Genomic DNA, 20,183 nt, shown 5'->3' with positions numbered 1-20,183 from the left:
GCCCCGGCCGAGACCTGAAACCCGCATCGCCGGATCACGGGCCCTTGCGGGGGTTATTCCTCGTCGGGGAAGCCCCAGTCGAGGCGGATTCGGGCGTGGGGGGCGGCGGTGTGGATCGCGGTCTTGATGTCGTGTTCGAACCGGGTGCTCCACTTGCCGAATCCGCTGATGATGATCGGATAGGGCTCGCTGCTGGCGGTGAGGGACGGCGGTTCGTGGAGGACGCGGACGACCATCCATGACTCGATGCCGTGGTCCTTCAGGACGAGGTCCACCGCGGTTCCGATGCGGTCGGCTTCGTCCGGCGACTTGAGGTCGTCCACGTCGAGGTACAGATGAATGTTCACTGACATGGGCGTCATCCTAGGCAACTCCCGCAACGGTTCTCGCTAGGACCAGGGGCGGTTGGTCTGGGATTGGAGGGCTTCTTTGAAGACGAAGAAGTTGGGGATGGTGTAGATGGGTTCGCGGGTCTTGAAGTAGCGGTTGTAGGACTTGAAGACCGCGGTGCCGTCGTTGACGGCGGCGTCCTGGAGGCCGGTGAGGGGGATGGCGGTGCCGTCGACGGTGAGGGTGTCGCGGTCGAGGGTGAGGGGGCCGAAGGTGACGGTCTCGCCGGCGGCGATGCGGGCGAGGACGGCGGGGAGCTGGGCGCGGGTGATGTGGGACTGGACGGCCGGGCCCCATTCGTCGGGGCGGTCGAAGGCGGCGCCGAGGGTGAAGTGGTCGAGGTCGGGGAGGTTCATGAGGGCGGAACCGGTGGCGCCCTTGGGGTCGCCGATGCTGATGGCGGCGCCGTCGGGGGCGACGAGGAGGTAGTTGTAGGTCGTCAGGCCGGTCTGGGGGTAGTGGAAGAGGCGCTGGTAGACGGTGGCGTCGTCCCAGTGGTGGAGCGAGACGAGGGCCTTGGGGCCCTTGACGATCAGGCCGTGGTCGAAGAGGTGGAGCTCGTCGCCGGCGCCTGACTTGCGCTTCATGTGGAGGATGTTGAGGACGCCGAGCCCGATGAACACGGTGAAGACGACCAGCATGATGACGCCGAAGTTGTTCTCCAGCATGTTGCTTCCGGCGAGGCAGGCGATGACCAGCGCGTAGATCGTAAGCGCGACGGCGAGCGGGACTACGAAGGGCGTCGGGCGGGGCCGGTATTCGGCCCTTCGGGTGCCGAGGCTGGTCTGCTCGGCCAGTTGGTGGAGTTCGGGCGACAGTGGGTTCAGGTTCATGCCCGGGACGGTAGGGGCGTTCGGCATCGCACCGTCATTGTTCGGTCATCGGTCGCCTTGCCTCGAAGCGGATCGTCTTCATGAGCAACGACCATGGGGCGCGGAACTTCGTGCGGGAGGTGCGCGGGAGGGCCTCTTCCAGGGTTTTGAATGGGGCCCTTTCGAAGTCGTAGTTGAGGAGGCGGCCTTCAGGGCGGAGGACTCTCTTGATTTCTACGGCGGCGGCTACCGGGTTGGACCAGTGGTGGGAGCTGTACGTGGTTACTACGAGGTCGAAGGCGGCGGTGTCGAAGGGGAGGTCCGCTACGTCGGCTGCGCGGAGGTCGACGTCCAGGTCGGCGAGGTTCTTGGTGGCGTGGTCGATCATGTCCTTGGCGAGGTCGATGCCGGTGAGGCGGAGGTCGGGGCGGGTGGCGGCGAGGGCTTGGAGGAGGAGGCCGGGGCCGGTGCCGATGTCGAGGACGGCGGCGCTGTGAGGGGCGGCGGCCGCGATGTCGGCGGCGATGCGGCGGTACTGGGGCTTCATGAGGAGGCGGGCGAGGCGGTTGTAGTGGCGGCTGTGGCCTCCTTCAATGGCTTCACCGTGCCGGTGGGAATGGGCTTCGTGGCCGTGCGGCATCTTCTTACTCCTTCATAGTTGTGCTGTACAACTTTGAGAGTACGCCGATTGGTTGTAGGATGCAACTATGAGTTCCGATGCGCATCACCTGCACCACCTGCTGATGGACGTCGTGCGCACCGCGGAGTTCGCCCTGATGGAGGACGTGGTGCCCGGGCGGGCGATGTCGATGTCGCAGTTGTTCGCGCTCCATGAGCTGGACCACCACGCCGGAATGTCGCAGCGGGAGCTCGCCGAGCGGCTCGGGTTGGAGAAGAGCAGCGTCAGCCGACTGGTCGCCGATCTGGAGGCGGACGGGCTGGTCGCGCGCGAGCGCGACCCGGAGAACCGGCGGCTCTACCGGTTGGAGATCACCGCGGCCGGGCGGAAGCTGCACCGCAGCGCTGCTGAGGTGCTGCACGCGCGGTACGAGGCGTGGGCGTCGGCAATGAGCGCGGAGGAGCGGGACGGGCTTGCCAAGGGACTGCCCGCCCTGCTGAGAGTCATGAAAGCCTAAGCGGCCGTGAGGGAGCGGTGCGCCGCCGGGATCGCGGCGGTGACGTGCTCGGCGAGGGCGTCGAGGGCGGCGGTGTGCTCCCCCGCGCGCCAGGTGAGGCCGTAGCGAACGGGTTCGGCGTCGACGACCTGGACGTGGGCGATGCCGGGCCGAGCCTGGTAGGCGGCGGCGTGGGCGCCGATGAGGAGGGCGCCCTTGCCTGCGGCGACGAAGACCAGGGCCTCTTGGAGGCTGGTGACGATCGGGCCGCGCGGGATCGGGAGGCCGGACGGGGTCGCCTGCGGGGACTGGAGGACGCGGCGGTAGTCGGGGAGGTCGCCGTCGGTGGCGATCAGGTTCACTGAGGCCAGGTCGTCCATGGTGAGCCAGGGGCGCTCGGCGAGCGGGTGGTCGGCGGGCACGGCGAGCATGCGGCCCTCGGTGAGGAGGGTCGGGCCTTTCGCGAGGTCGTCTTCGCGGACGGGGAGCTCCATGAGGACGACGTCGTAGTAGCGGTCGCGGAGCTGCGAGAACGGGTCGGTGAAGGACATCTCGCAGATCTCGACGGCGAGTTCGGGGTGGGCGGCGCGGAGGGCGTCGACGGCGTTCAGGGCGATCTCGCCGGTGAGGGACGCGGAGAAGCCGACGCGCAGCGTCCCGCCGAAGCCGCTGGCGGCGGCCGCGGTGCGGGCGAGGGCCTCCTCGATGGCGCGGTGGTGGGGTTCGACGTCGTCGCGGAAGCGCGCGCCGAGGTCGGTGAGGACGACCGTGCGGCTGGTGCGCTCGAAGAGCGGGGCGCCGACGCGGCGTTCGAGGCGCTGGACGAGCTGGGAGACGCGGGCGCGGGAGAGGCGCATGCGGGCGGCGGTGCGCCCGAAGTGCAGCTCCTCGGCCAGGATCAGGAAGCATTCGAGTTCGTCGCGTTCCACGGGGTCCTCCATCGGTAAGTCTGACTGAATGAACGTTGCGGTCTTCGCCGTTGTTCCCGCACGGCTCCGGACCGACGATTGGCGGGCAAGGGAAACCCGTCAAGAGGAGAAACCCGTGAAAGCCCGTGAATGGGGTGTGCTGCTCGTCCTCTCAGGAGCGATCTTCCTGGAGGGCATCGACATCGCCATGCTCAACATCGCCCTGCCCTCGATCCGCGACGACCTGGGGCTGTCCACCGGGTCGCTCCAGTGGGTCGTGAGCGCCTACGTCCTCGGCTACGGCGGCTTCATGCTGCTGGGCGGCCGGGCCGCCGACATCCTCGGCCGCCGCCGGGTGTTCCTGGCCGCGCTGCTGGTGTTCCTGCTGTTCTCCGGCCTCGGCGGGCTCGCCGAGGACGGGGCCGTGCTCGTGGCCGCGCGGTTCGTGACCGGCCTCGCGGCGGCGTTCATGACGCCCGCCGGGCTGTCGATCATCACGACCGGCTTCGAGGAGGGCCCCAAGCGCGACCGGGCCCTGATGATCTACGGCGCCATCGGCGCCGGGGGCTTCACGCTCGGGATGGTCATCGGCGGGCTGCTGACGGCCCTCGACTGGCGGTGGGTGTTCTTCATGCCCGTGGGCCTGTCGCTGGTGCTGCTGGTCGCCGCGGTCGTGCTCATCCCGCGGCAGGCCCCGCCGGATCGGACCGGCCAGCGGTTCGACCTGCTCGGCGGGCTCACCGTCACCGCGGCGGTCGTGGTGCTCGTGCTGGGCGTCGAGCGCGCCGCGCACGTCGGGATCGGTTGGACGGCCGGGACGGTGGCGTTGAGCGCCGTGCTGCTCGCCGTGTTCGTCGCGGTCGAGCGCCGCCACGCCGCGCCGCTGGTGCGGCTCGGGATCTTCAAGTCCGGGTCGCTGCTGCGCGCCAACGTGATCGGGATGCTGTTCATGGCCGGGTTCTTCGGGTTCCAGTTCCTCGCGGTGCTGTACCTCCAGGAGCTGCGCGGCTGGACGACGATCGAGGCGAGCCTCGCGATGCTCGTCATGGGCATCGACGTGGCGCTGGCACCGACCTTGACGCCGAAGCTGGTGCGCCGCTTCGGGAACGCCCCGGTGCTGCTGGCCGGGCTCGCGTCGGCCGCGATCGCGTTCGCGCTGTTCCTGACGGCCGGGCACGACTCCACGTACTGGGAGCTGCTGCCGAGCCTGGTGTTCGTGGGCCTGGCGTTCACGCTCGCCTACGGCCCCATGACGATCATCGCCACCAACGGCATCCCCGAGGAGGAGCAGGGGCTCGCGGGCGGCCTGCTGTACACGTCGTTCCAGTTCGGGGCGGCCCTCGGCCTGGCGGGCGTGGCCGCGGTGAACGTCGCCGCCACGGCTTCGGGCGAGCCCGGGGCGCTCCTGGACGGGTACCGCGCGGCGCTGCTGGTGCCGCTCGCGGCGGCCGTCGTCGCGGTGGCCGTGGGGGTGTTCAACCTCGGCCGCAAGCGCGTGGCCGCGGAGCCGGAGCTGGTGAGCGCCTGACGGGCGGGCGGCGGGCCGGAGGGCCCGCCGCCTCACCGGTACGTCAAGCGGCGCAGCAGGACCTCGGCCGGGCCGCGGGACCCGCGGCGCCGCATCGCCTCGGCGAGGGCCAGGGACAGGAGCCAGGTCGCGACGGCGGCGAGGGCGGCCCCGGTGAAGCCGGTGCGCGCGCCGAGGCCGGTGGTGAACGGCGAGAAGACGAGCAGGAACACCACCGACTGGAACATGTAGAACGTCAGGCTCCGCTGGCCGAGCGCCGCGACAGCGGTGGCGAGCGGGCCGCGGTCGGGGCCGATCCGGTTGGCGGCCAGGCCGATCGCAGCGATCACGCCGATGCCCCCGGCGAGGCCGGTGACGGCGTGGAGCGAGCCGAGGGCGGCGGCCGGGAGCGGGTCGATCTCGATGAGGCGGCTCGACACCAGGGCCCACGGGAGGCCGCCGAGGACCGCGATCCCGATGCCGCCCACGGCGGTCCGGCGCAGGGCCGGGAGGTGCAGGTGCGGCTCCTCCAGGATGCGGCGGCGCGCGGCCCAGACCCCCAGGAGCATCGCGGGGAGGACCTGCCAGCCGAACGCGATGAGCACGAACGCCCAGCCCGTGTACCGCCACGAGAGCATCTCGCCGAGGTCCGTGGCGCCCGCGGCGAGGTCGAAGCCCATGAGCGCGTTCGAGGTCGCCTCACTCCACGACATGAGGAAGAAGAACGCCGCCAGCGCCGCGGTCGTCCACGCCGTGATGCGCAGGAGCGTGCGGTCGCTGCGGGCGAGGAGCCCCGCGAAGCACAGGAGCGCGAAGCCGTAGACCGAGACGATGTCGACGCCGATGACCGCGGCGTGCGCGAACCCGAAGAGGAGCAGCCACCAGCCGCGGCGGCGCAGCAGCGACTTGACGCTGCGGGGGTCGGCGCCGCGGGCGGCGAGGCGGGAGGTGAGCTGCACGAGGCCGTACCCGAAGAGGAAGAAGAACATCGGGCGGGCGCGGTCGTCCACGAGGAGTTCGCGCAGGAGCACGGCGGCCTGGTCGGCGGGCGCGGGCCGGTAGTCGGCGACGTAGAGGGCCAGGTGGGCGTGGGCGAGGGCGATCGCCAGGAGCATCAGGCCGCGGCCGAGGTCGGGCGCGAGGGTGCGTTTGGCGGTGCTCGCGGCGGCGGGTCGCGCGGTCTCGGTGGCGGTCATGCCCTGAAGGTAGGGAAAACGGAGGTCTCGCGGATCGGTCGGCGGTATCGGACCGGGGTGACGGAAGTATCGGATGCCGGTCCCGCGGCCGAGCCGCGGGACCGGTGGTTCGGATCAGACGCGGGTCCACTTCTGGTTGGTGCCGGTCCAGCAGGAGTAGAGCTGGACGGGGGCGCCGTCGGCGGAGCTGTAGACGTCGAGGCACAGGCCCGTGCCGGTGTTGCGGATCGTGGAGTCGGAGCCGAACGTCCACTTCTGGTTGGCCGCACCGGAGCACGTGTTGATCTGCGCCAGTGCGCCGTTCGCGGTCCCGGACGGTTCGAGGCACTTGCCGAGGACGCGCAGTTCCTGCGCGGAGGTCACGGTGAACTGCTGGTTCGCGCCCTCGTAGCAGGTGTAGAGCTGGACGCGGGTGCCGTTGGCGGTGTTCCCGCTCGGCACGTCGATGCACTTGCCGGCGGAGGTGGAGCGGAGCAGGTCGGTGGCCGTTCCTCCCCCGCCGCCGCCTCCGCCGGAGCCGGTGGGGGCGACGGCGCGGCCGGTGGACGGGGAGATCATCCCGGCGCAGAGGCCGCGGGAGCGGAGGTTGGACGCGATCTGGGGGATGGCGTTGATGGTGGTCTGGTAGGCGTCGTGCATGAGGATGACGCCGCCGTTCTGGAGGTTGCCCGCGGCGGCGACGATCGCGGCGGTGCTGGCGCCGTTCCAGTCCTGGGAGTCGACGGTCCACAGGACCTCGGTGAGGCCGTACTGGGCCTCGACGGATTTGAGGGTCGCGTTGGTCTCGCCGTAGGGCGGGCGGAACAGGACGGGGGTGCCGCCGCCGCCCTGCTGGATCGCCGACTGGGTGCTGGAGATCTCCTGGGCCATCTGGGAAGCGGACATGCCGGTCATGTGCGGGTGGGTGTAGGAGTGGTTGCCGACCCACATGCCCGCGCTGACCTGGGCGGCGACGAGGCCGGGGTTGGCGGCGGCGCGCTGGCCGGTGTTGAACATGGTGGCGCGCAGGCCGTTCGCGGTGAGCGCGTTGAGGACGCTGTTCGTGGTGCTCGGGTTGGGGCCGTCGTCGAAGGTGAGGCCGACGTAGCCGTTGCAGGTCTGGGCCTGCGCGGGGCTGGCGATGAGGATGGCGACGGCGGTCGCGGCGGCGAACGCGAGTGCGGACAGGGTGGCGATGAGCGGTCTGATGCGGCGGCTGATGCCGTGCATGTGCCCTCCTTGGGAGTACGGGCGCATCAGTCGGCGTCGACGGTTCCCGGGGTGAGGGCCGTGGTCGTCATGAGGGGGACGATGGAGCGATGGCGATTGACTTAGACATTGAGAATTATCGATTTAAGGCGGTGCGGCGGCAAGCCCGCTGCGCCGGACGGCGCCCTGGATGCGCCGAACGTGCGCCGAGCGGTCATCCGGCGCGGCGGAGGAGGTAGCGCTGCTCGGGGGTGCTGGTGGTGAGGCGGGCGGCTTCGCGGAAGGCTTGGCGCGCTTCGGTTCGGCGCCCGGCGAGGTCCAGGAGGTGGGCGCGGGCGGCGTGGAGGCGGTGGCGCTGGTCGAGGGCCGGGTCGCCGAGGAGGGGGTCGAGCATGGCGAGAGCGGCGTCAGGGCCGTCGGTCATGGCGACGGCGACGGCGCGGTTCATGGTCACGACCGGACTCGGCGCGAGGGCGGCGAGCATCCGGTACAGCTCGGCGATCTGCGGCCAGTCGGTCTCGGCGTAGGTCTTGGCCTCGTCGTGGACGGCGGCGATGGCGGCCTGGAGCTGGAACGGGCCGACCGGACCCGACGGGAGCGCCTGCTCCAGAAGGGTCACGCCTTCGGCGATGAGGACGGGGTCCCACAGCGCGCGGTCCTGGTCGGCGAGCGGTACGAGGTCCCCCGTCTCGTCGGTGCGGGCGGGCGCGCGGGCCTCCGTGAGGAGCATGAGCGCGAGGAGCCCGGCGGTCTCGGTGTCGCTCGGGAGCCGTTGCGCCAGTTCGCGGGTGAGGCGGATGGCCTCGGCGGTGAGCGACACGTCAATAAGATCGATCCCGCCGGAGGCGGTGTAGCCCTCGTTGAACACCAGGTAGAGGACCTGCCGGGCGGACTGGACGCGGGCGGGCAGGTCGGCGCGGGTGACGTCGCCGAGGCGGGCGCCCGCGGCGGCGAGCTTCGCCTTCGCGCGGCTGACGCGCTGGCCCATGGTGGCGGGCGGGACGAGGAACGCGGCGGCGATCTGCTCGGTGGTGAGGCCGCCGACGGCCCGGAGCGTCAGGGCCACTTGGGAGGCGGGGGTCAGGGACGGGTGGCAGCACAGGAGGAGCACGTGCAGCGAGTCGTCGCTGTCGGTGGGCGGTGCTTCACTTGGTGCGAGGCGGTTCGCGGCGTCCTCGCGGTCGGATCTGGCGCGGTCGGAGCGGAGGGCGTCGACCAGGCGGCGGGAGGCGGCGCGGATCAGCCAGCCGCGGGGGTTGGCGGGAAGGCCCTCGCGGGGCCAGTGCAGCGCGGCGGAGAGGAGGGCCTCCTGGACGGCGTCCTCGCAGGCGTCGAAGTGCCCGTAGCGGCGCACGAGCGCACCGAGGACGTGCGGCGACTCGCGCCGCCACACGTCCTCGACACCGGAATCCATCAGTGCTCCTCGCCGCCGGGCCACATCGCGGGGCGCAGTTCGACGGTCTCGCCGGGGCCGGAGAACGCCAGCGCGACCTCCCGGGCGCGCTCGGGTCCGGACACGTCGATGAGGAAGAACCCGGCGAGGTGCTCCTTGGTCTCGGAGTACGGGCCGTCCGTGGCGAGCGGCTCGCCGCCGCCCCAGCGGTAGAGCGTGGACGTCGACGGGTCGGCGAGCGCCTCGCCGGTGATGAGCTCGCCGTTGGCGCTCATCTCGGTGAGGAGCCGCTCGAACTCGGCGTTCAGGCGTTCGCGCTGCTCGGCGGGGAGCGCCTGGTGCTCGGCGACGTAGTCGCTCGTCGGGTGGCCCCACGGCTGCGGGTTGGAGTGGATGAGGATGACGTACTTCATGGCTGCCTCCTGGTGGCCGGTCGGGTCTTACCTTTCACCGGGACGACGGGGCCGGTCCGCGGTTTTCGACATCCCCGGCGGATCTTTTCCGGATTCTTTTACGCGGCGGCCGGGGCGGTGTCGGGGACCTGGCCCTCTTCGAGGAGTTCGAGGAGGTGGGCGGCGGGCGAGTCGGCCTGGTCCCAGGCGGTGGAGACGACCGAGACGGTCCACTGCGGCACGTCCTGGTCGGCGAGCGGGAGGACCCGCAGCGCGCCCGCCTGGGGTTTGGCGGCGACGTGGCGGGGGACGACGGCGATGCCGAGGCCGCGGCAGACCAGGTCGAGGAGGGTGTGGACGTCGTTGACGGTGCAGCGCACGCGCCTGCGCAGGCCGCGGGCGGCGAACACCGACTCGTTGAGGGTCCGCACGCCCCACGCGGCGCCGAAGTCGACGAAGTCCTGGTCGTCGAGGGCGGCCCACGGGACGGAGGCGCGGGCGGCGAGGTGGTGGTCGGGCGGGGTGACGACGACGAGGGGCTCGCTGCCGATCTCGCGGTGCGGCAGGCCGGAGAGGTGCCGGTCGGTCGCGACGAACGCGACGTCCAGTTCCCCGGCGCGGACCATGCCGATGAGGTCGTGGGAGCCGCACTGCGTGAACATCGTCTCGACCTGCGGGTGGCGGCGGTGGAAGCGGTCGAGCAGGGGGCTGACCTCGATGAGGCCGAGGCACTGCTCCGCGCCGATCGACAGCGACCCGGAGACGGCGCGGCTGGCCTTGACGACGGCGTCGCGGGCGCCCGCGGCCTGCTCCAGCATCATGCGCGCGTACGGGAGCAGCGCGAAACCGGCCTCCGTGGGCTCGACCCGGCGGGTGGTGCGGACGAACAGGGCGGTGCCGAGCTCGTCCTCCAGGCTGCGGATCGCGGCCGACAGGCCGGACTGGGAGATCCCCATGAGCTCCGCCGCCCGTGTGAAGTGCCTCTCATCGGCGAGCGCGACCAGGTACTCCATCTGCCGCAGGTCCATGAATCATTCCCCTGGATTCTCAATATCAGAAGCGTCAGTTGTTGGACTTCTAGATCGAGGATACCTAGCATCGGCCTGGACATCCGTCGGCCGGCGGGCGCGCAGGGGGTGCGCACCGCCGGGGGCGGGCCCAGCAGCAGGGAGTGCATCAATGCAGCAGCGCACCATCGGGAACCGGCAGGTATCGGCGATCGGGCTCGGCGGGATGCCGATGTCCATCGAGGGCCGCCCGGACGAGGAGCGGTCGGTCGCCGCGATCCACGCCGCGCTCGACGCGGGCGTGACGCTCATCGACACCGCCGACGCCTACCACCGCGACGCGAACGAGGTCGGCCACAACGAGACGCTCATCGCGAAGGCCCTCAAGTCGTACGGCCCCGGCGCCGACGGCGTCCTGGTCGCCACCAAGGGCGGCCACCTGCGCCCCGGCGACGGCACGTGGACCCAGGACGGGCGCCCCGAGTACCTGAAGGAGGCCGTCAAGGCGTCCGCGCAGCGCCTCGGCGTCGACGCGATCGGCCTCTACCAGTTCCACCGCCCCGACCCGAAGGTCCCGTACGCGGACTCGGTCGGCGCGATCCGCGACCTCCTCGACGAGGGCGTCATCGAACTCGCCGGGATCTCGAACGCGTCGGTCGCGCAGATCGACGAGGCGAACGCGATCCTCGGCGGGCGACTCGCCTCCGTGCAGAACCAGTTCTCGCCGCGGTTCCGCTCCAGCGAAGGGGAACTCGACCACTGCGCGAAGCTCGGCGTCGCGTTCCTGCCGTGGAGCCCCTTGGGCGGCATCAAGAGCGCGCCCGAACTCGGGTCGCGCCACGCCGCGTTCAACGAGGTCGCCGCGGAGCTCGGCGTCTCCGTCTACCAGGTGACCCTGGCGTGGCAGCTCGCGCTGGCGCCGGTGGTCGTCCCGATCCCGGGCGCCTCGCGGCCCGAGAGCATCCGCGACTCGGCCGGCGCGGCCGAGCTCCACCTGACCGAGGACCAGGTCGCGCGCCTGTCCGCCGCCTGAGACACGAGGAACCGCAGATGAAGACCTTCACCATGCCCGGCACGGAGATCGAGGCACCGAACGTGGTGCTCGGGCTCATGCGCATCCAGGAGAAGACCGACGAGGAGGTGCGGGCCATCGTCGGCGCCGCGCTCGACGCCGGGATCACGTTCATCGACCATGCCGACATCTACGGCAGTAGCCGCCACGGCTGCGAGCGCCGCTTCGCGGAGGCCATGAAGCTCACGCCGTCCGAGCGCGAGCGCCTGGTCATCCAGACCAAGACCGGCATCCGCCACCCCGGCCCGCACTTCGACTTCTCGTACGAGCACATCACCACCTCGGTGGACGAGTCGCTCGCGGCGCTCGACACCGACTACCTGGACATCCTGCTGCTGCACCGGCCCGACGCCCTCGTGGAGCCCGAGGAGGTCGCCCGCGCGTTCGACGACCTCGCCGCCTCGGGCAAGGTGCGGGCGTTCGGCGTCTCGAACCACACCGCGCGCCAGATGGACCTGCTGCGCAAGTACGTGACGCAGCCGATCGTCGCGAACCAGGTGCAGCTGTCGATCACGCACGCGCCGCTGATCGCGCAGGGCGTGGCCGCGAACATGCAGGGCCTCGACCAGTCCGTGTCCCGCGACGACGGCATCGTGGACTACTGCCGCCTCAACGACATCACGGTCCAGGCGTGGTCGCCGTTCCAGGCCGGGTTCTTCGACGGGCCATTCCTCGGCTCCGAGCGATACCCCGAGCTGAACGCGACGGTCGACCGGCTCGCCGCGAAGTACGGCGTCCCGCCGATCGCGATCGCCGTCGCGTGGATCACCCGCCACCCGGCGAACATGCAGGTGGTCATCGGCACCACCAACGTCGAGCGGATCACCGGTTCCGCGCAGGGCTCGGAGGTGCCGCTCACGCGCGCCGAATGGTACGAGCTGCTGCGCACCGCCGGGTACACGGTGCCGTAGTCGACTGCGGCGTAACGAGACTCGATTCCGAGAGGGGGCGGCAGGGGCCCGGGCGGACGTCCGGGCCCCTGCCGCTGTCCGCAGCCGCCGCAGCATCCGGGCGTCGCCGAAACCGACCGTGCGGGCCGCGGACTCCACTTGGGCGCCTTGGGAGATGAGGTGCTCGGCGCGTTCGAGGCGCAGCACCGACTGGTAGCGCAGGGGCGTCATGCCGGTGGCCTCGGTGAACCGGCGGGTGAGGGTGCGCTCGGAGACGCCCGCGGCCGCGGCGAGGTCGGCGAGGCGCAGCGGTTCGGCGAACCGCACGTCGATGAGGTCCTGGACGCGGTGCACGGCGTCCGAGAGGTGCGAGCGGTGCCGCAGCATCGCCGAGTCCTGCGCGGCGTCGCCGCCGCGGCGGGCGTAGACGACCATGTCGCGGGCGATCCGCGCGGCCTCGGCCGGGCCGTGCCGCACCGCGACCAGGTGCAGCGCGAGGTCGATGCCGCTGGCGATCCCTGCGGACGTGACGACCCGGCCGTCGGTGACGAACAGCCGGTCGCGCTCCACGACGGCGCGCGGGAACCGGGACGCCAGCTCGTCCTGGAGCGAGTGGTGGGTGGTGCAGCGGCGCCCGTCGAGCAGCCCGGCCTGCCCGAGCGCGAACGCCCCGGAGCACACGGACCCGACGGTGCCGCCGCGCTCGTGATGCGCTTGCAGCTGCGCCACTTGAGCGTCGGTGAGGCGCGGCCCGCCCGCGGTCTTCGGGGAGCGCCAGCCCGGCACGAGCACCAGGTCCCCCGGGCCCAGCTCGGGCCACTCGGTCCCGGCGCGCAGCGGGAGGCCCTGCGCGGTCGCCACGTCCTCGTCGTCGGCGACGAACCAGGTCCGGTAGTCCAGCCCCAGGTCGGCGGCCGTCGAGAACACCTGGGCCGGTCCGGCCAGGTCGAGCAGGTGCAGCTGCGGCACCAGCAGGAAGACGACGCTGGTCATGCGGGCCCTCCCGATCCGGTCAGCGCGCGGTCACTTCGTCCACGGTACTGATCGTCGCGAACCGGCCCGCGAGCGCGTACACGGTGCGCTCGATGACGTCGGCGGTCTGGAGCGTCAGCGGGTCGGCGAGGACCTCCTCGACGGGCCGGTCGTAGTCCGAGTCCCGGTGCGGGATCGGGTGGGTCGCGGTGGCGTCCACGATGAAGTCCACCGCGTACCCGAAGTCGGAGGCAACGCGCGCGGTCGTCTCGCAGCACTGCTCAGTGCGGATGCCGCAGACCGCGACCTCGCGGACGCCGCGCTCGGTGAGGACCTGCTGGAGGTTCGTGGTGGTGAACGCGTTGTGCGAGGTCTTCGCGAGCTCCGGCTCGCCCGCTTCGGGTTTCAGGCCCTCGATGTAGGTGCAGAAGCCGCGGGCGGGGTCGAACACGTTGCCGGTGCCGGGCTCGTGGTGGAGCACCCACACGACCAGGTCGCCCCTGGCCCTGGCGTGGTCGACCAGGCGGGCGACCTTCCCGGCGACGTCCGGGTCGGAGGTCGCGGCCCAGTTGGGCCGCTGCCGGAAGGACTCTTGGACGTCGATGACGATCAGCGCTCGGTTCATGCACCCAATCCTGCCGCCGACGCGCCCCCGCCGACAGGCACGATCCCGGCCGGGACCGGAACGATCCGGTCAGCCGAGCGCGTCGGGGTTCTGGCAGTGCAGGAGGGGTGCTCCTGCGAGGAACCTGGCGGTCTCGTCGGCGGTGATGGCTGCGGCGTTGTGGGCGGTCTCGCGGCTGGCGCCCGCGAGGTGGGGGGTCATGACGATGCCTTCGGTGCGCAGGAGGCGGGAGGCGGCGGGGATGGGTTCGACGGGGTAGACGTCGAAGGCGGCGGCGAAGAGGCGGCCGGAGTCGAGGGCGTCGCAGACCGCGTCGTAGTCGACGAGGGCGCCGCGGGCGCAGTTGACGAGGACCGAGCCGGGTTTGAGCGCTTCGATCTGGGCCGCGCCGATCATGCCGCGCGTGTCCGGGGTGAGCCGGGCGTGGAGCGACAGGACGTCGGCCTGCGCCAGGAGCTCGGGCAGGTCCAGCGGCTCGGCAACGCCGGCGAGGAGGGCCGGGTCGACGTACGGGTCGTGGACGACGACGCGCGCGCCGAAGCCGTTCGCGATGCGCGCCACCCGGTTCCCGATGGCGCCGTAGCCGATCAGGCCGACCGTGCGGCCCTCCAGCTCCAGGCCCACCGAGTCGTACCGGTAGTAGTCGCCGCGCCAGGTGCCCGCCGCGAGGTCGCCGTGGACCTGCGGGATGCGGCGCATGGCCGCGAGCATGAGCGCGATCGTGTGCTCGGCGGTGGCCGTCGCGTTCCGGCCCGGCGCACTGGAGACCGCGACGCCGTGCTTGGTGGCCGCGTCGAGGTTGACGTTGACGGGGCCGCCGCGGCCCACCGCGACGAATGCGAGGTCCGGGCAGGCTTCCAGGACGCGCGCGGTGATCGGCGCCATCTGCGTGACGCATACCCGGACGCCTTGCAGCGCCTCGATGATCGCGTCCTCCGTGCCCGAGGCCTCCACGACCTCGGCGACGGGGCCGAACGGCGTGTCGGGCCAGTCCAGGGCGAGTTCGCGGATCTCCAGCCCGGCGACGCGCTCGCGGAGCGCGGCGGCGAGCAGGCCGGGCAGGACGAAGCTGTCGCCCGCGGCGAGCACTCGGGTCATCGGTGGTCCTCCTCATCGGTCCAGACGGGGGTGTTGTACTGGAGCAGCGAGCGCCGCCCCGCACCGACCCGCACTTCGGTGAGCCCCACGTTGCGCACCATGGGAAGTCGGCGCCGGTACTCCGAGAGCGGGATGCCGAGCCAGTCGCACAGCACGAGCCGCATGAGCGTCGAGTGCCACACGACGAGCACGCGCCCGCCCTCGTGGGCGGCGGCGATCTCGTCCAGGCAGGCGCTGGCGCGGGCGACGGCCGCGACGGGGTCCTCGCCGCCGGGGAGGTGGTCGCCGACGGGGTCCTTCTCGAAGGCGGCGTAGCGGTCCGGGAACCGCTCGCGCATCTCGGCGCCGGTGAGGCCCTCGCCGTCGCCGAACGCGACCTCGCGGAGGCGGTCGTCGCTGGTGGGGCGCAGGGCGGTCGAGGCGGCGGCGGGCGCGAGGGTCTCGACGGCGCGTGTCAGGTCGGAGGACCAGACGGCGTCGAGTCCGGCGCCCGCGGCCCACGCGCCGAGGCTGCGGGCCTGGTCGCGGCCGCGGTCGGTGAGCGGGACGTCGGTGGTCCCGGTGTACCGGTTCTCGGCGTGCCAGACGGTCTCGCCGTGGCGCACCATCACGATGTCGGTCAGTGTTCGGCCCTCCGGTGGACATGGGCGTGGAACGGCCGGTCGATCCGGCCCCGCTCATGGAGATGGTCGGTGAAGCGCAGGTACAGGTCGGTGAGCGCGCGGTGCCGGGACGGGTCCGGCTCGATCGCGTCGCCGGTGCCGGTCATCCACGCCGAGACGTCCACGATGGACCTCCCGGTGGAGGTGGCGGCGAGGACGGCCATACCGGCCGCGGACTCGGCGTGCTCGGGGAGGCGCGCGGGGCGCCCGAGGAGGTCGGCGCGCAGCTGGGACCAGTACCGGTTGGCGCTGCCGCCGCCGGTGAAGGCGAGGTCGCCGCCGGTCGGCGCGCCGAGGTGGTCGAGGTAGTCGAAGCAGAGGCGCTCGACGCAGGCGAGGCCGGTGAGGACGCCGCTGAGGACGTCGGCGTCGTCGTGCGTCTCGCCGAGCGTGAACGGTTCGAGATCGGCTGCGGCGAAGGGGAACCGCTCGCCTCGCGCCCCGGCGAGCGGGTAGACGACGGGTCCGGGGCCGCGCTGCGCGGCGACGGCGGTGAGCGCGTCGAGGTCGGCGCCCGGGAGGAGCCGCGCGAGGGCCCCGGCGCCGCTGGAGGAGGCCCCGCCGGGCAGCCAGGTGCCGCCGGGGCCGCGGTGGCAGTAGACGACGCCGCCGGGGTCGCGCACCAGGTGCTCGGACACTCCTTTGAGGACGAGCGTGGTGCCGAGGACCGCGTTCCAGGAGCCGGTGGCGAGCGCGCCGCCCGCGAGCTGGGCCGCGCAGCCGTCGGTCATGCCCGCGACGATCGGCGTCCCCGCGGGGATGCCGGTGGCCGCGGCGCCGTCGGGGCCGACGTCGCCGATGACCGTGCCGGGCCGGACCACGTCCGGCATGAGCGACAACGGAATGCCGAGCGCGTCGAGCACGTCGGCGGGCCAGCGCTCCTCGACGAGGTCGTACCCGGTCTTGAGCGCGTGGCTGGCGTCGGCGGCGAGCTGGCGGCCCGCGAGTCGCCAGGTGACGAGGTCCGGCTGGTGGAGCAGGCGGGTTCCGCCCGTGGACCGCTCGACCAGCCGGAGGAGCTTGGGGAGCGCCCAGCCCGGCTGCATGCGCCGGTAGCCGAGCCGGTCCCAGACTTCCGCGCCGGTCTCGTTGACGCGCAAGGCTTCCTCTTCGGCGCGGGCGTCGTCGTACATGAGGCCGGGGGTGGTCGGGCGGCCCGCGTCGTCGGCGAGGAGGACGGTCCCGGAGGTGCCGTCGACGGCGATCCCGGCGATGCGGGAGACGTCGAGGGGCGCGGTGGCCTGGCGGGCGGCGGTGCGGAACGCGGTCCACCACTGCTCGGGGTCCTGCTCGTGGCGGGCGCCGTCGCGGGTGCCGGTGAGCGGGGCGGCACCGCGGCCGAGGACGCGTCCGGCGTCGTCGGCGGCGAGGACGCGGACGCTCTGCGTGCCGAGGTCGGCGCCGATCCAGATGCGGTCAGCCACGGCGCCCCGCCTGGGCCCGCCAGCCCGCGCGGGCGATGTCGCGCAGGGCGAGGAACTCGGCGTACAGGCCGTCGTAGACGCTCGTCTCCTGCGGCTCGAAGCGGTCGCCGGGGCGCACGTACTTCGATGCGGCCGCGGCGAGGTCGGGTTCGGCGCCGGTGGCCACGAGGCCGGACAGGAACGCGCCCTTCGCGCCGATCTCGGTGTCGGCGGTGCGCACGACGGGGACGCCGGTGGCGTCGGCGATCATGCGGCACCACAGGTCGCTGCCCGCGCCGCCGCCGCAGAGCCGCAGCTCCTGCACGTGGGCGCCGGAGGCGGCGAGGCAGTCCTTGATGGTGAGGCTGAGTCCCTCGAAGACGGCGCGGGCGAGGTGCCCGCGACCGTGTTCGAGGGTGAGGCCCCAGAAGGTGCCGCGGGCGGCGGTGTCGAGGAACGGGGCGCGCTCGCCGGCCGGGGACAGGTACGGGAGGAACACGAGGCCCCCGGCGCCGGGCGGCGCGGCGGCGGCGAGGTCGCCGAGCGCTTCGGGCGAGGGGAGGTCGAGCATGGAAGTGGCCCAGTCGATCACCTCGGTCCCGGCGAGGGTCGGGTAGACGCGGAGCCACTGGCCGGCCGAGTCGAGCGCGACCGTGAGACCTGCGGGTTCACCGGTGGTGTCGGTCCCCGCGCGTACGATCTCGGTGCACAGGGTGGTCCCGAGGATCGCGCAGCCGGTGCCCGCGGTGGCGGCTCCGGCGCCGATCGCGGTGGACGCGACGTCGTAGGGCGCCATGACGACCGGTACTCCGGCCGGGAGTCCGAGCGCCGCGGCGGCCTCGGGGCGCAGTGCGGCGGCGCGGTCGGCGTCGCCGAGGACCTGCGGAAGGAGGCGGGCGGCCCGGGAGAGGCCGAACAGCTCGACGAGCCGCGGCGAGTAGTCGCGGGTCGCGGGGTCGAGGAAGGGCGCGGACGCGTCGGACTCGTCGGCCGCGAACAGTCCCGTCAGGTTGTGGAACACCCATCCGCCGCAGGTGAGTGCGGCGTGGGACCGGTCGAGGCGGTCGGGGTCGCGCTCGACGAGCCAGGCGAGGACGGCGTTCGGCAGGCCCGGGAACGTGAGCGATCCGTTGGCGCGGAACGCCTCGTCGAGGACGCCCGCGTCGCGCCACCGGTCGACGATCGGCGCCGCGCGCCCGTCGGACCACAGGACGGCCGGCCCGGTCGGCTGCCCTTCGGCGTCCACGAGCCAGCAGCCGTCGCCCTGGGCGGTCAGCGCGATCATGTCGGGCGGGCCCGGGAGGTGCCGGGCCGCTTCGCGGACGGCCGCGGCGGTCGCGCGCCAGACCTCGGCCATGTCCTGCTCGGCCCAGCCGGTGCGGGGGCGCTGCACGCCGACCGCTCCGCGGGCGACGAACAGCTCCGTGCCGTCGTCGCCGTGGGCCACGGCCTTGATCGCGGTGGTGCCCGCGTCGATCGAGATGGAGGTCATGGCGTCATCCTCTCCCGTGGGCCTGGCGCGAGCGGCGGGCGAACGAGTCGAGCGCGACGGCGAGGACGAGGACCGCGCCGGTGATCATGAACCGGTAGGACGAGTCGAGGTTGAGGAGCGTCAGGCCGCTGGAGATCGACTGGATGACCAGGATGCCCAGGAGCGCCGAGAACGCGGAGCCGCGCCCGCCGAAGAGGCTGGTGCCGCCGATGACGGCCGCGGCGATGGCGTTCAGGTTGACGTCGCCGGTGCCGGTGGACTGGGTGGCGGCGGCGAGGCGGGCGGCGGCGAGCACGCCGCCGACGGCCGCGAGGGTCGAGCACATCACGAACGTCCACGCGTACACGGACTTCACGTTGATGCCCGCGCGGCGCGCGGCCTCGGGGTTCCCGCCGACCGCGTAGATCGAGCGCCCGAACTTCGTGCGCGAGAGCACGTAGTGCATGACCAGGACCACGACGACGAACAGCACGAACATCCAGGCGACGCCGCGGGTCCGGTTGAGGTAGAACGCGGTGAACCCGAGCGCGGCCAGCACCAGGGCCGCGCGGAGCACCAGCAGCCGCACCGACGGCGCGGACAGCCCGGCGGCTTTGCGCGTGCGCGCCCCCAGCAGGCTCGTCCCGAAGAAGCCCGCTGCCGCAATGATGACGTACAGGTACGACATCCACTCGGGCACGAACCACAGCTGCGCGAACTGCACCAGGTCGGAGTCGTAGGGCAGGTTGACGGCGTTCTGGCCGCGCAGCAGCCACAGCTGCACGCCGAGGAACGCGAGGAGCCCGGCGAGGGTCATCACGAACGAGGGCACGGCGAACCGGTTGAAGCCCTGCGCGTACACGTACCCGATGAGGCACCCGCACGCGATGGCGGCGAGGATCGCGAGCCAGATCGGCTGCTCGTACCGGACCATGACGAGGGCGGTGACGGCGGCGGCGACGCCGCTGACCGAGCCGACCGACAGGTCGATCTGGCCGACCAGGAGCACGCACACGATGCCGAGGGCGAGGAACCCGACGGGCACGATGTCGAACGACAGGTTCACCAGGTTGGTGCTGGACAGGAACGTGCGGTTGAGGAGCTGGAACACCGTCCAGATGACGACGATCCCGGCGGCGACGGGGAGCATCCCCAGGTCCCCGTCGCGCACGCGGCGCACGGCGGCGCGCACGGAGTCGCCGAAGGTCTGCGGGGCGACCAGGCGCTCGTCCTGGAGGTCGAGGGTCGGGGTCTCGGGGCTCATCGGGCGTCGCTCCCTTCAGGGGCGGGGGCTTGGGAGGCGCGGTCGGCGGTGCGGGACGCCCGCTGCGACACGGCGTTGTCGGCGGCGCCCGTGATCGCCGCGATGATGTCCTCAGTGGAGACGGTGCGGGCGTCGAAGACGCCGTTGTTGCGGCCCAGGCGGAGCACGGCCACCCGGTCGGCGACGGCGCGCACGTCCTCCATGTTGTGGGAGATCATGACGACGCCGAGGCCCTTGTCCCGCAGGCGCTCCACGAGGTTGAGGACCTCCGCGGTCTGGGCCACGCCGAGCGCGGCGGTCGGCTCGTCGAGGAGGATCACCTTCGGGTCGCCCAGGAGCGACCGGGCGATGGCGACGGTCTGGCGCTGCCCGCCGGACAGGGCCGCGACGGGGACGCTCAGCGTCGGGATCTTCGCCGAGAGCTGCCGCAGCAGCTCCCAGGAGCGCTTCTCCATGGCGACGTCGTCGAGGAGGAACGGCCGGATCTCCCTGCCCAGGAACAGGTTCGCCTTCACGTCGAGGTTCTCGCACAGGGCGAGGTCCTGGAACACGGTCGCGATGCCGAGGGCGTGGACCTGCGTGGGCGATTCAAGCCGCACCTCGCGGCCCTCGAACTCGATGGTGCCCGAGTCGGGCGGGTGGACGCCCGCGAGGACCTTCACGAGCGTGGACTTCCCGGCGCCGTTGTCGCCGACGATCGCCACGACCTCCCCCTCGCCGACGTCGAGGTCGACGTCGGCGAGGGCGGCGACCGCGCCGAAGCTCTTGGAGATCCCGCGCAGCGACAGCACCGTCGCCGCTCCTGTCTTCGTCATGGT

Annotated in this window: 20 protein-coding genes and 1 pseudogene; 4 read left to right on the top strand and 17 right to left on the bottom strand. The window is 72.4% G+C overall.

Annotation, left to right across the window (positions count from 1 at the left end; translation table 11 throughout):
- Positions 1 to 53: 53 nt before the first annotated feature.
- Genes AB0A65_RS23595 through AB0A65_RS23585 form a run of 3 tightly spaced genes read right to left on the bottom strand, consistent with a single transcriptional unit; the run spans position 54 to position 1,842 of the window.
- Entirely contained in the window at positions 54 to 353 is a 300-nt protein-coding gene (locus AB0A65_RS23595; RefSeq protein WP_359954460.1) for a hypothetical protein, read from the bottom strand.
- A 36-nt stretch (positions 354 to 389) separates the two neighbouring features.
- A complete protein-coding gene (locus tag AB0A65_RS23590) occupies positions 390 to 1,223 on the bottom strand; it encodes a DUF6585 family protein (protein WP_359954458.1) in 834 nt (277 codons plus the stop codon).
- A 34-nt stretch (positions 1,224 to 1,257) separates the two neighbouring features.
- Entirely contained in the window at positions 1,258 to 1,842 is a 585-nt protein-coding gene (locus tag AB0A65_RS23585) for a class I SAM-dependent methyltransferase (RefSeq protein WP_359954456.1), read from the bottom strand.
- Between the two features lie 67 nt (positions 1,843 to 1,909).
- Between AB0A65_RS23585 and AB0A65_RS23580 the strand changes: the two genes are divergently transcribed.
- Positions 1,910 to 2,338, top strand: coding sequence for a MarR family transcriptional regulator (locus AB0A65_RS23580; protein WP_359954454.1), 429 nt, complete (start codon positions 1,910 to 1,912; stop codon positions 2,336 to 2,338).
- Here AB0A65_RS23580 and AB0A65_RS23575 read toward each other — a convergent pair.
- On the bottom strand, positions 2,335 to 3,246 hold the full coding sequence (locus AB0A65_RS23575) for a LysR family transcriptional regulator (protein WP_359954453.1): 912 nt from the start codon (positions 3,244 to 3,246) through the stop codon (positions 2,335 to 2,337). The two genes, AB0A65_RS23580 and AB0A65_RS23575, sit on opposite strands and share 4 nt — an antisense overlap.
- Positions 3,247 to 3,361: 115 nt before the next feature.
- On the opposite strand from AB0A65_RS23575, the gene AB0A65_RS23570 reads away from it, so the two are divergent.
- Entirely contained in the window at positions 3,362 to 4,753 is a 1,392-nt protein-coding gene (locus AB0A65_RS23570; RefSeq protein WP_359954451.1) for an MFS transporter, read from the top strand.
- A gap of 32 nt (positions 4,754 to 4,785) precedes the next feature.
- On the opposite strand, the gene AB0A65_RS23565 is transcribed toward AB0A65_RS23570, so the two are convergent.
- The 5 genes from AB0A65_RS23565 to AB0A65_RS23545 form a co-directional block, all read right to left on the bottom strand.
- The gene (locus AB0A65_RS23565) at positions 4,786 to 5,928 is read right to left on the bottom strand and encodes a DUF418 domain-containing protein (protein WP_359954450.1); all 1,143 of its coding nucleotides are present in this window, start codon (positions 5,926 to 5,928) and stop codon (positions 4,786 to 4,788) included.
- Between the two features lie 114 nt (positions 5,929 to 6,042).
- Positions 6,043 to 7,137, bottom strand: a complete 1,095-nt coding sequence (locus tag AB0A65_RS23560) for a polysaccharide deacetylase family protein (protein WP_359954448.1) — start codon at positions 7,135 to 7,137, stop codon at positions 6,043 to 6,045.
- 193 nt (positions 7,138 to 7,330) lie between these two features.
- On the bottom strand, positions 7,331 to 8,530 hold the full coding sequence (locus AB0A65_RS23555) for a DUF6596 domain-containing protein (RefSeq protein WP_359954447.1): 1,200 nt from the start codon (positions 8,528 to 8,530) through the stop codon (positions 7,331 to 7,333).
- Positions 8,530 to 8,922, bottom strand: a complete 393-nt coding sequence (locus tag AB0A65_RS23550; RefSeq protein WP_359954445.1) for a YciI family protein — start codon at positions 8,920 to 8,922, stop codon at positions 8,530 to 8,532. Before AB0A65_RS23550 ends, AB0A65_RS23555 begins: the two co-directional genes overlap by 1 nt.
- A 98-nt stretch (positions 8,923 to 9,020) precedes the next feature.
- Entirely contained in the window at positions 9,021 to 9,929 is a 909-nt protein-coding gene (locus AB0A65_RS23545; protein WP_359954443.1) for a LysR family transcriptional regulator, read from the bottom strand.
- A gap of 151 nt (positions 9,930 to 10,080) precedes the next feature.
- Between AB0A65_RS23545 and AB0A65_RS23540 the strand changes: the two genes are divergently transcribed.
- Positions 10,081 to 10,941, top strand: a complete 861-nt coding sequence (locus AB0A65_RS23540) for an aldo/keto reductase (RefSeq protein WP_359954441.1) — start codon at positions 10,081 to 10,083, stop codon at positions 10,939 to 10,941.
- 17 nt (positions 10,942 to 10,958) lie between these two features.
- Positions 10,959 to 11,891 (top strand): aldo/keto reductase, encoded by a 933-nt coding sequence (locus AB0A65_RS23535; RefSeq protein WP_359954439.1) that lies wholly within the window; start codon positions 10,959 to 10,961, stop codon positions 11,889 to 11,891.
- Positions 11,892 to 11,969: 78 nt separating this feature from the next.
- Here AB0A65_RS23535 and AB0A65_RS23530 read toward each other — a convergent pair.
- From AB0A65_RS23530 to AB0A65_RS23495, 8 genes and pseudogenes are all read right to left on the bottom strand, one after another.
- Positions 11,970 to 12,863: pseudogene (locus AB0A65_RS23530) on the bottom strand (DJ-1/PfpI family protein); the annotation flags it as partial.
- Between the two features lie 19 nt (positions 12,864 to 12,882).
- Positions 12,883 to 13,467 (bottom strand): isochorismatase family protein, encoded by a 585-nt coding sequence (locus AB0A65_RS23525; protein WP_359954437.1) that lies wholly within the window; start codon positions 13,465 to 13,467, stop codon positions 12,883 to 12,885.
- A 69-nt stretch (positions 13,468 to 13,536) separates the two neighbouring features.
- Positions 13,537 to 14,565, bottom strand: coding sequence for a 2-hydroxyacid dehydrogenase (locus tag AB0A65_RS23520; protein ID WP_359954435.1), 1,029 nt, complete (start codon positions 14,563 to 14,565; stop codon positions 13,537 to 13,539).
- Positions 14,562 to 15,173 carry a histidine phosphatase family protein gene (locus AB0A65_RS23515; protein WP_359954599.1) on the bottom strand — a complete coding sequence of 204 codons (612 nt, stop codon included), beginning with the start codon at positions 15,171 to 15,173 and terminating at the stop codon, positions 14,562 to 14,564. The genes AB0A65_RS23520 and AB0A65_RS23515 overlap by 4 nt, the downstream gene beginning before the upstream one ends.
- Before the next feature lie 11 nt (positions 15,174 to 15,184).
- Entirely contained in the window at positions 15,185 to 16,651 is a 1,467-nt protein-coding gene (locus tag AB0A65_RS23510; protein WP_359954433.1) for an FGGY family carbohydrate kinase, read from the bottom strand.
- The gene (locus AB0A65_RS23505; protein WP_359954431.1) at positions 16,644 to 18,122 is read right to left on the bottom strand and encodes an FGGY family carbohydrate kinase; all 1,479 of its coding nucleotides are present in this window, start codon (positions 18,120 to 18,122) and stop codon (positions 16,644 to 16,646) included. Before AB0A65_RS23505 ends, AB0A65_RS23510 begins: the two co-directional genes overlap by 8 nt.
- A 4-nt stretch (positions 18,123 to 18,126) precedes the next feature.
- Positions 18,127 to 19,365 (bottom strand): sugar ABC transporter permease, encoded by a 1,239-nt coding sequence (locus AB0A65_RS23500; RefSeq protein ID WP_359954430.1) that lies wholly within the window; start codon positions 19,363 to 19,365, stop codon positions 18,127 to 18,129.
- On the bottom strand, positions 19,362 to 20,180 hold the full coding sequence (locus tag AB0A65_RS23495) for an ATP-binding cassette domain-containing protein (protein ID WP_359954428.1): 819 nt from the start codon (positions 20,178 to 20,180) through the stop codon (positions 19,362 to 19,364). Before AB0A65_RS23495 ends, AB0A65_RS23500 begins: the two co-directional genes overlap by 4 nt.
- Between the last annotated feature and the right edge of the window lie 3 nt (positions 20,181 to 20,183).

This window comes from Glycomyces sp. NPDC047010 (assembly GCF_040644205.1).
Lineage (GTDB): Bacteria > Actinomycetota > Actinomycetes > Mycobacteriales > Micromonosporaceae > Glycomyces.
Note: the sequence above shows the minus strand (reverse complement) of the source record. Positions and strands in the feature narration are given on the sequence as shown.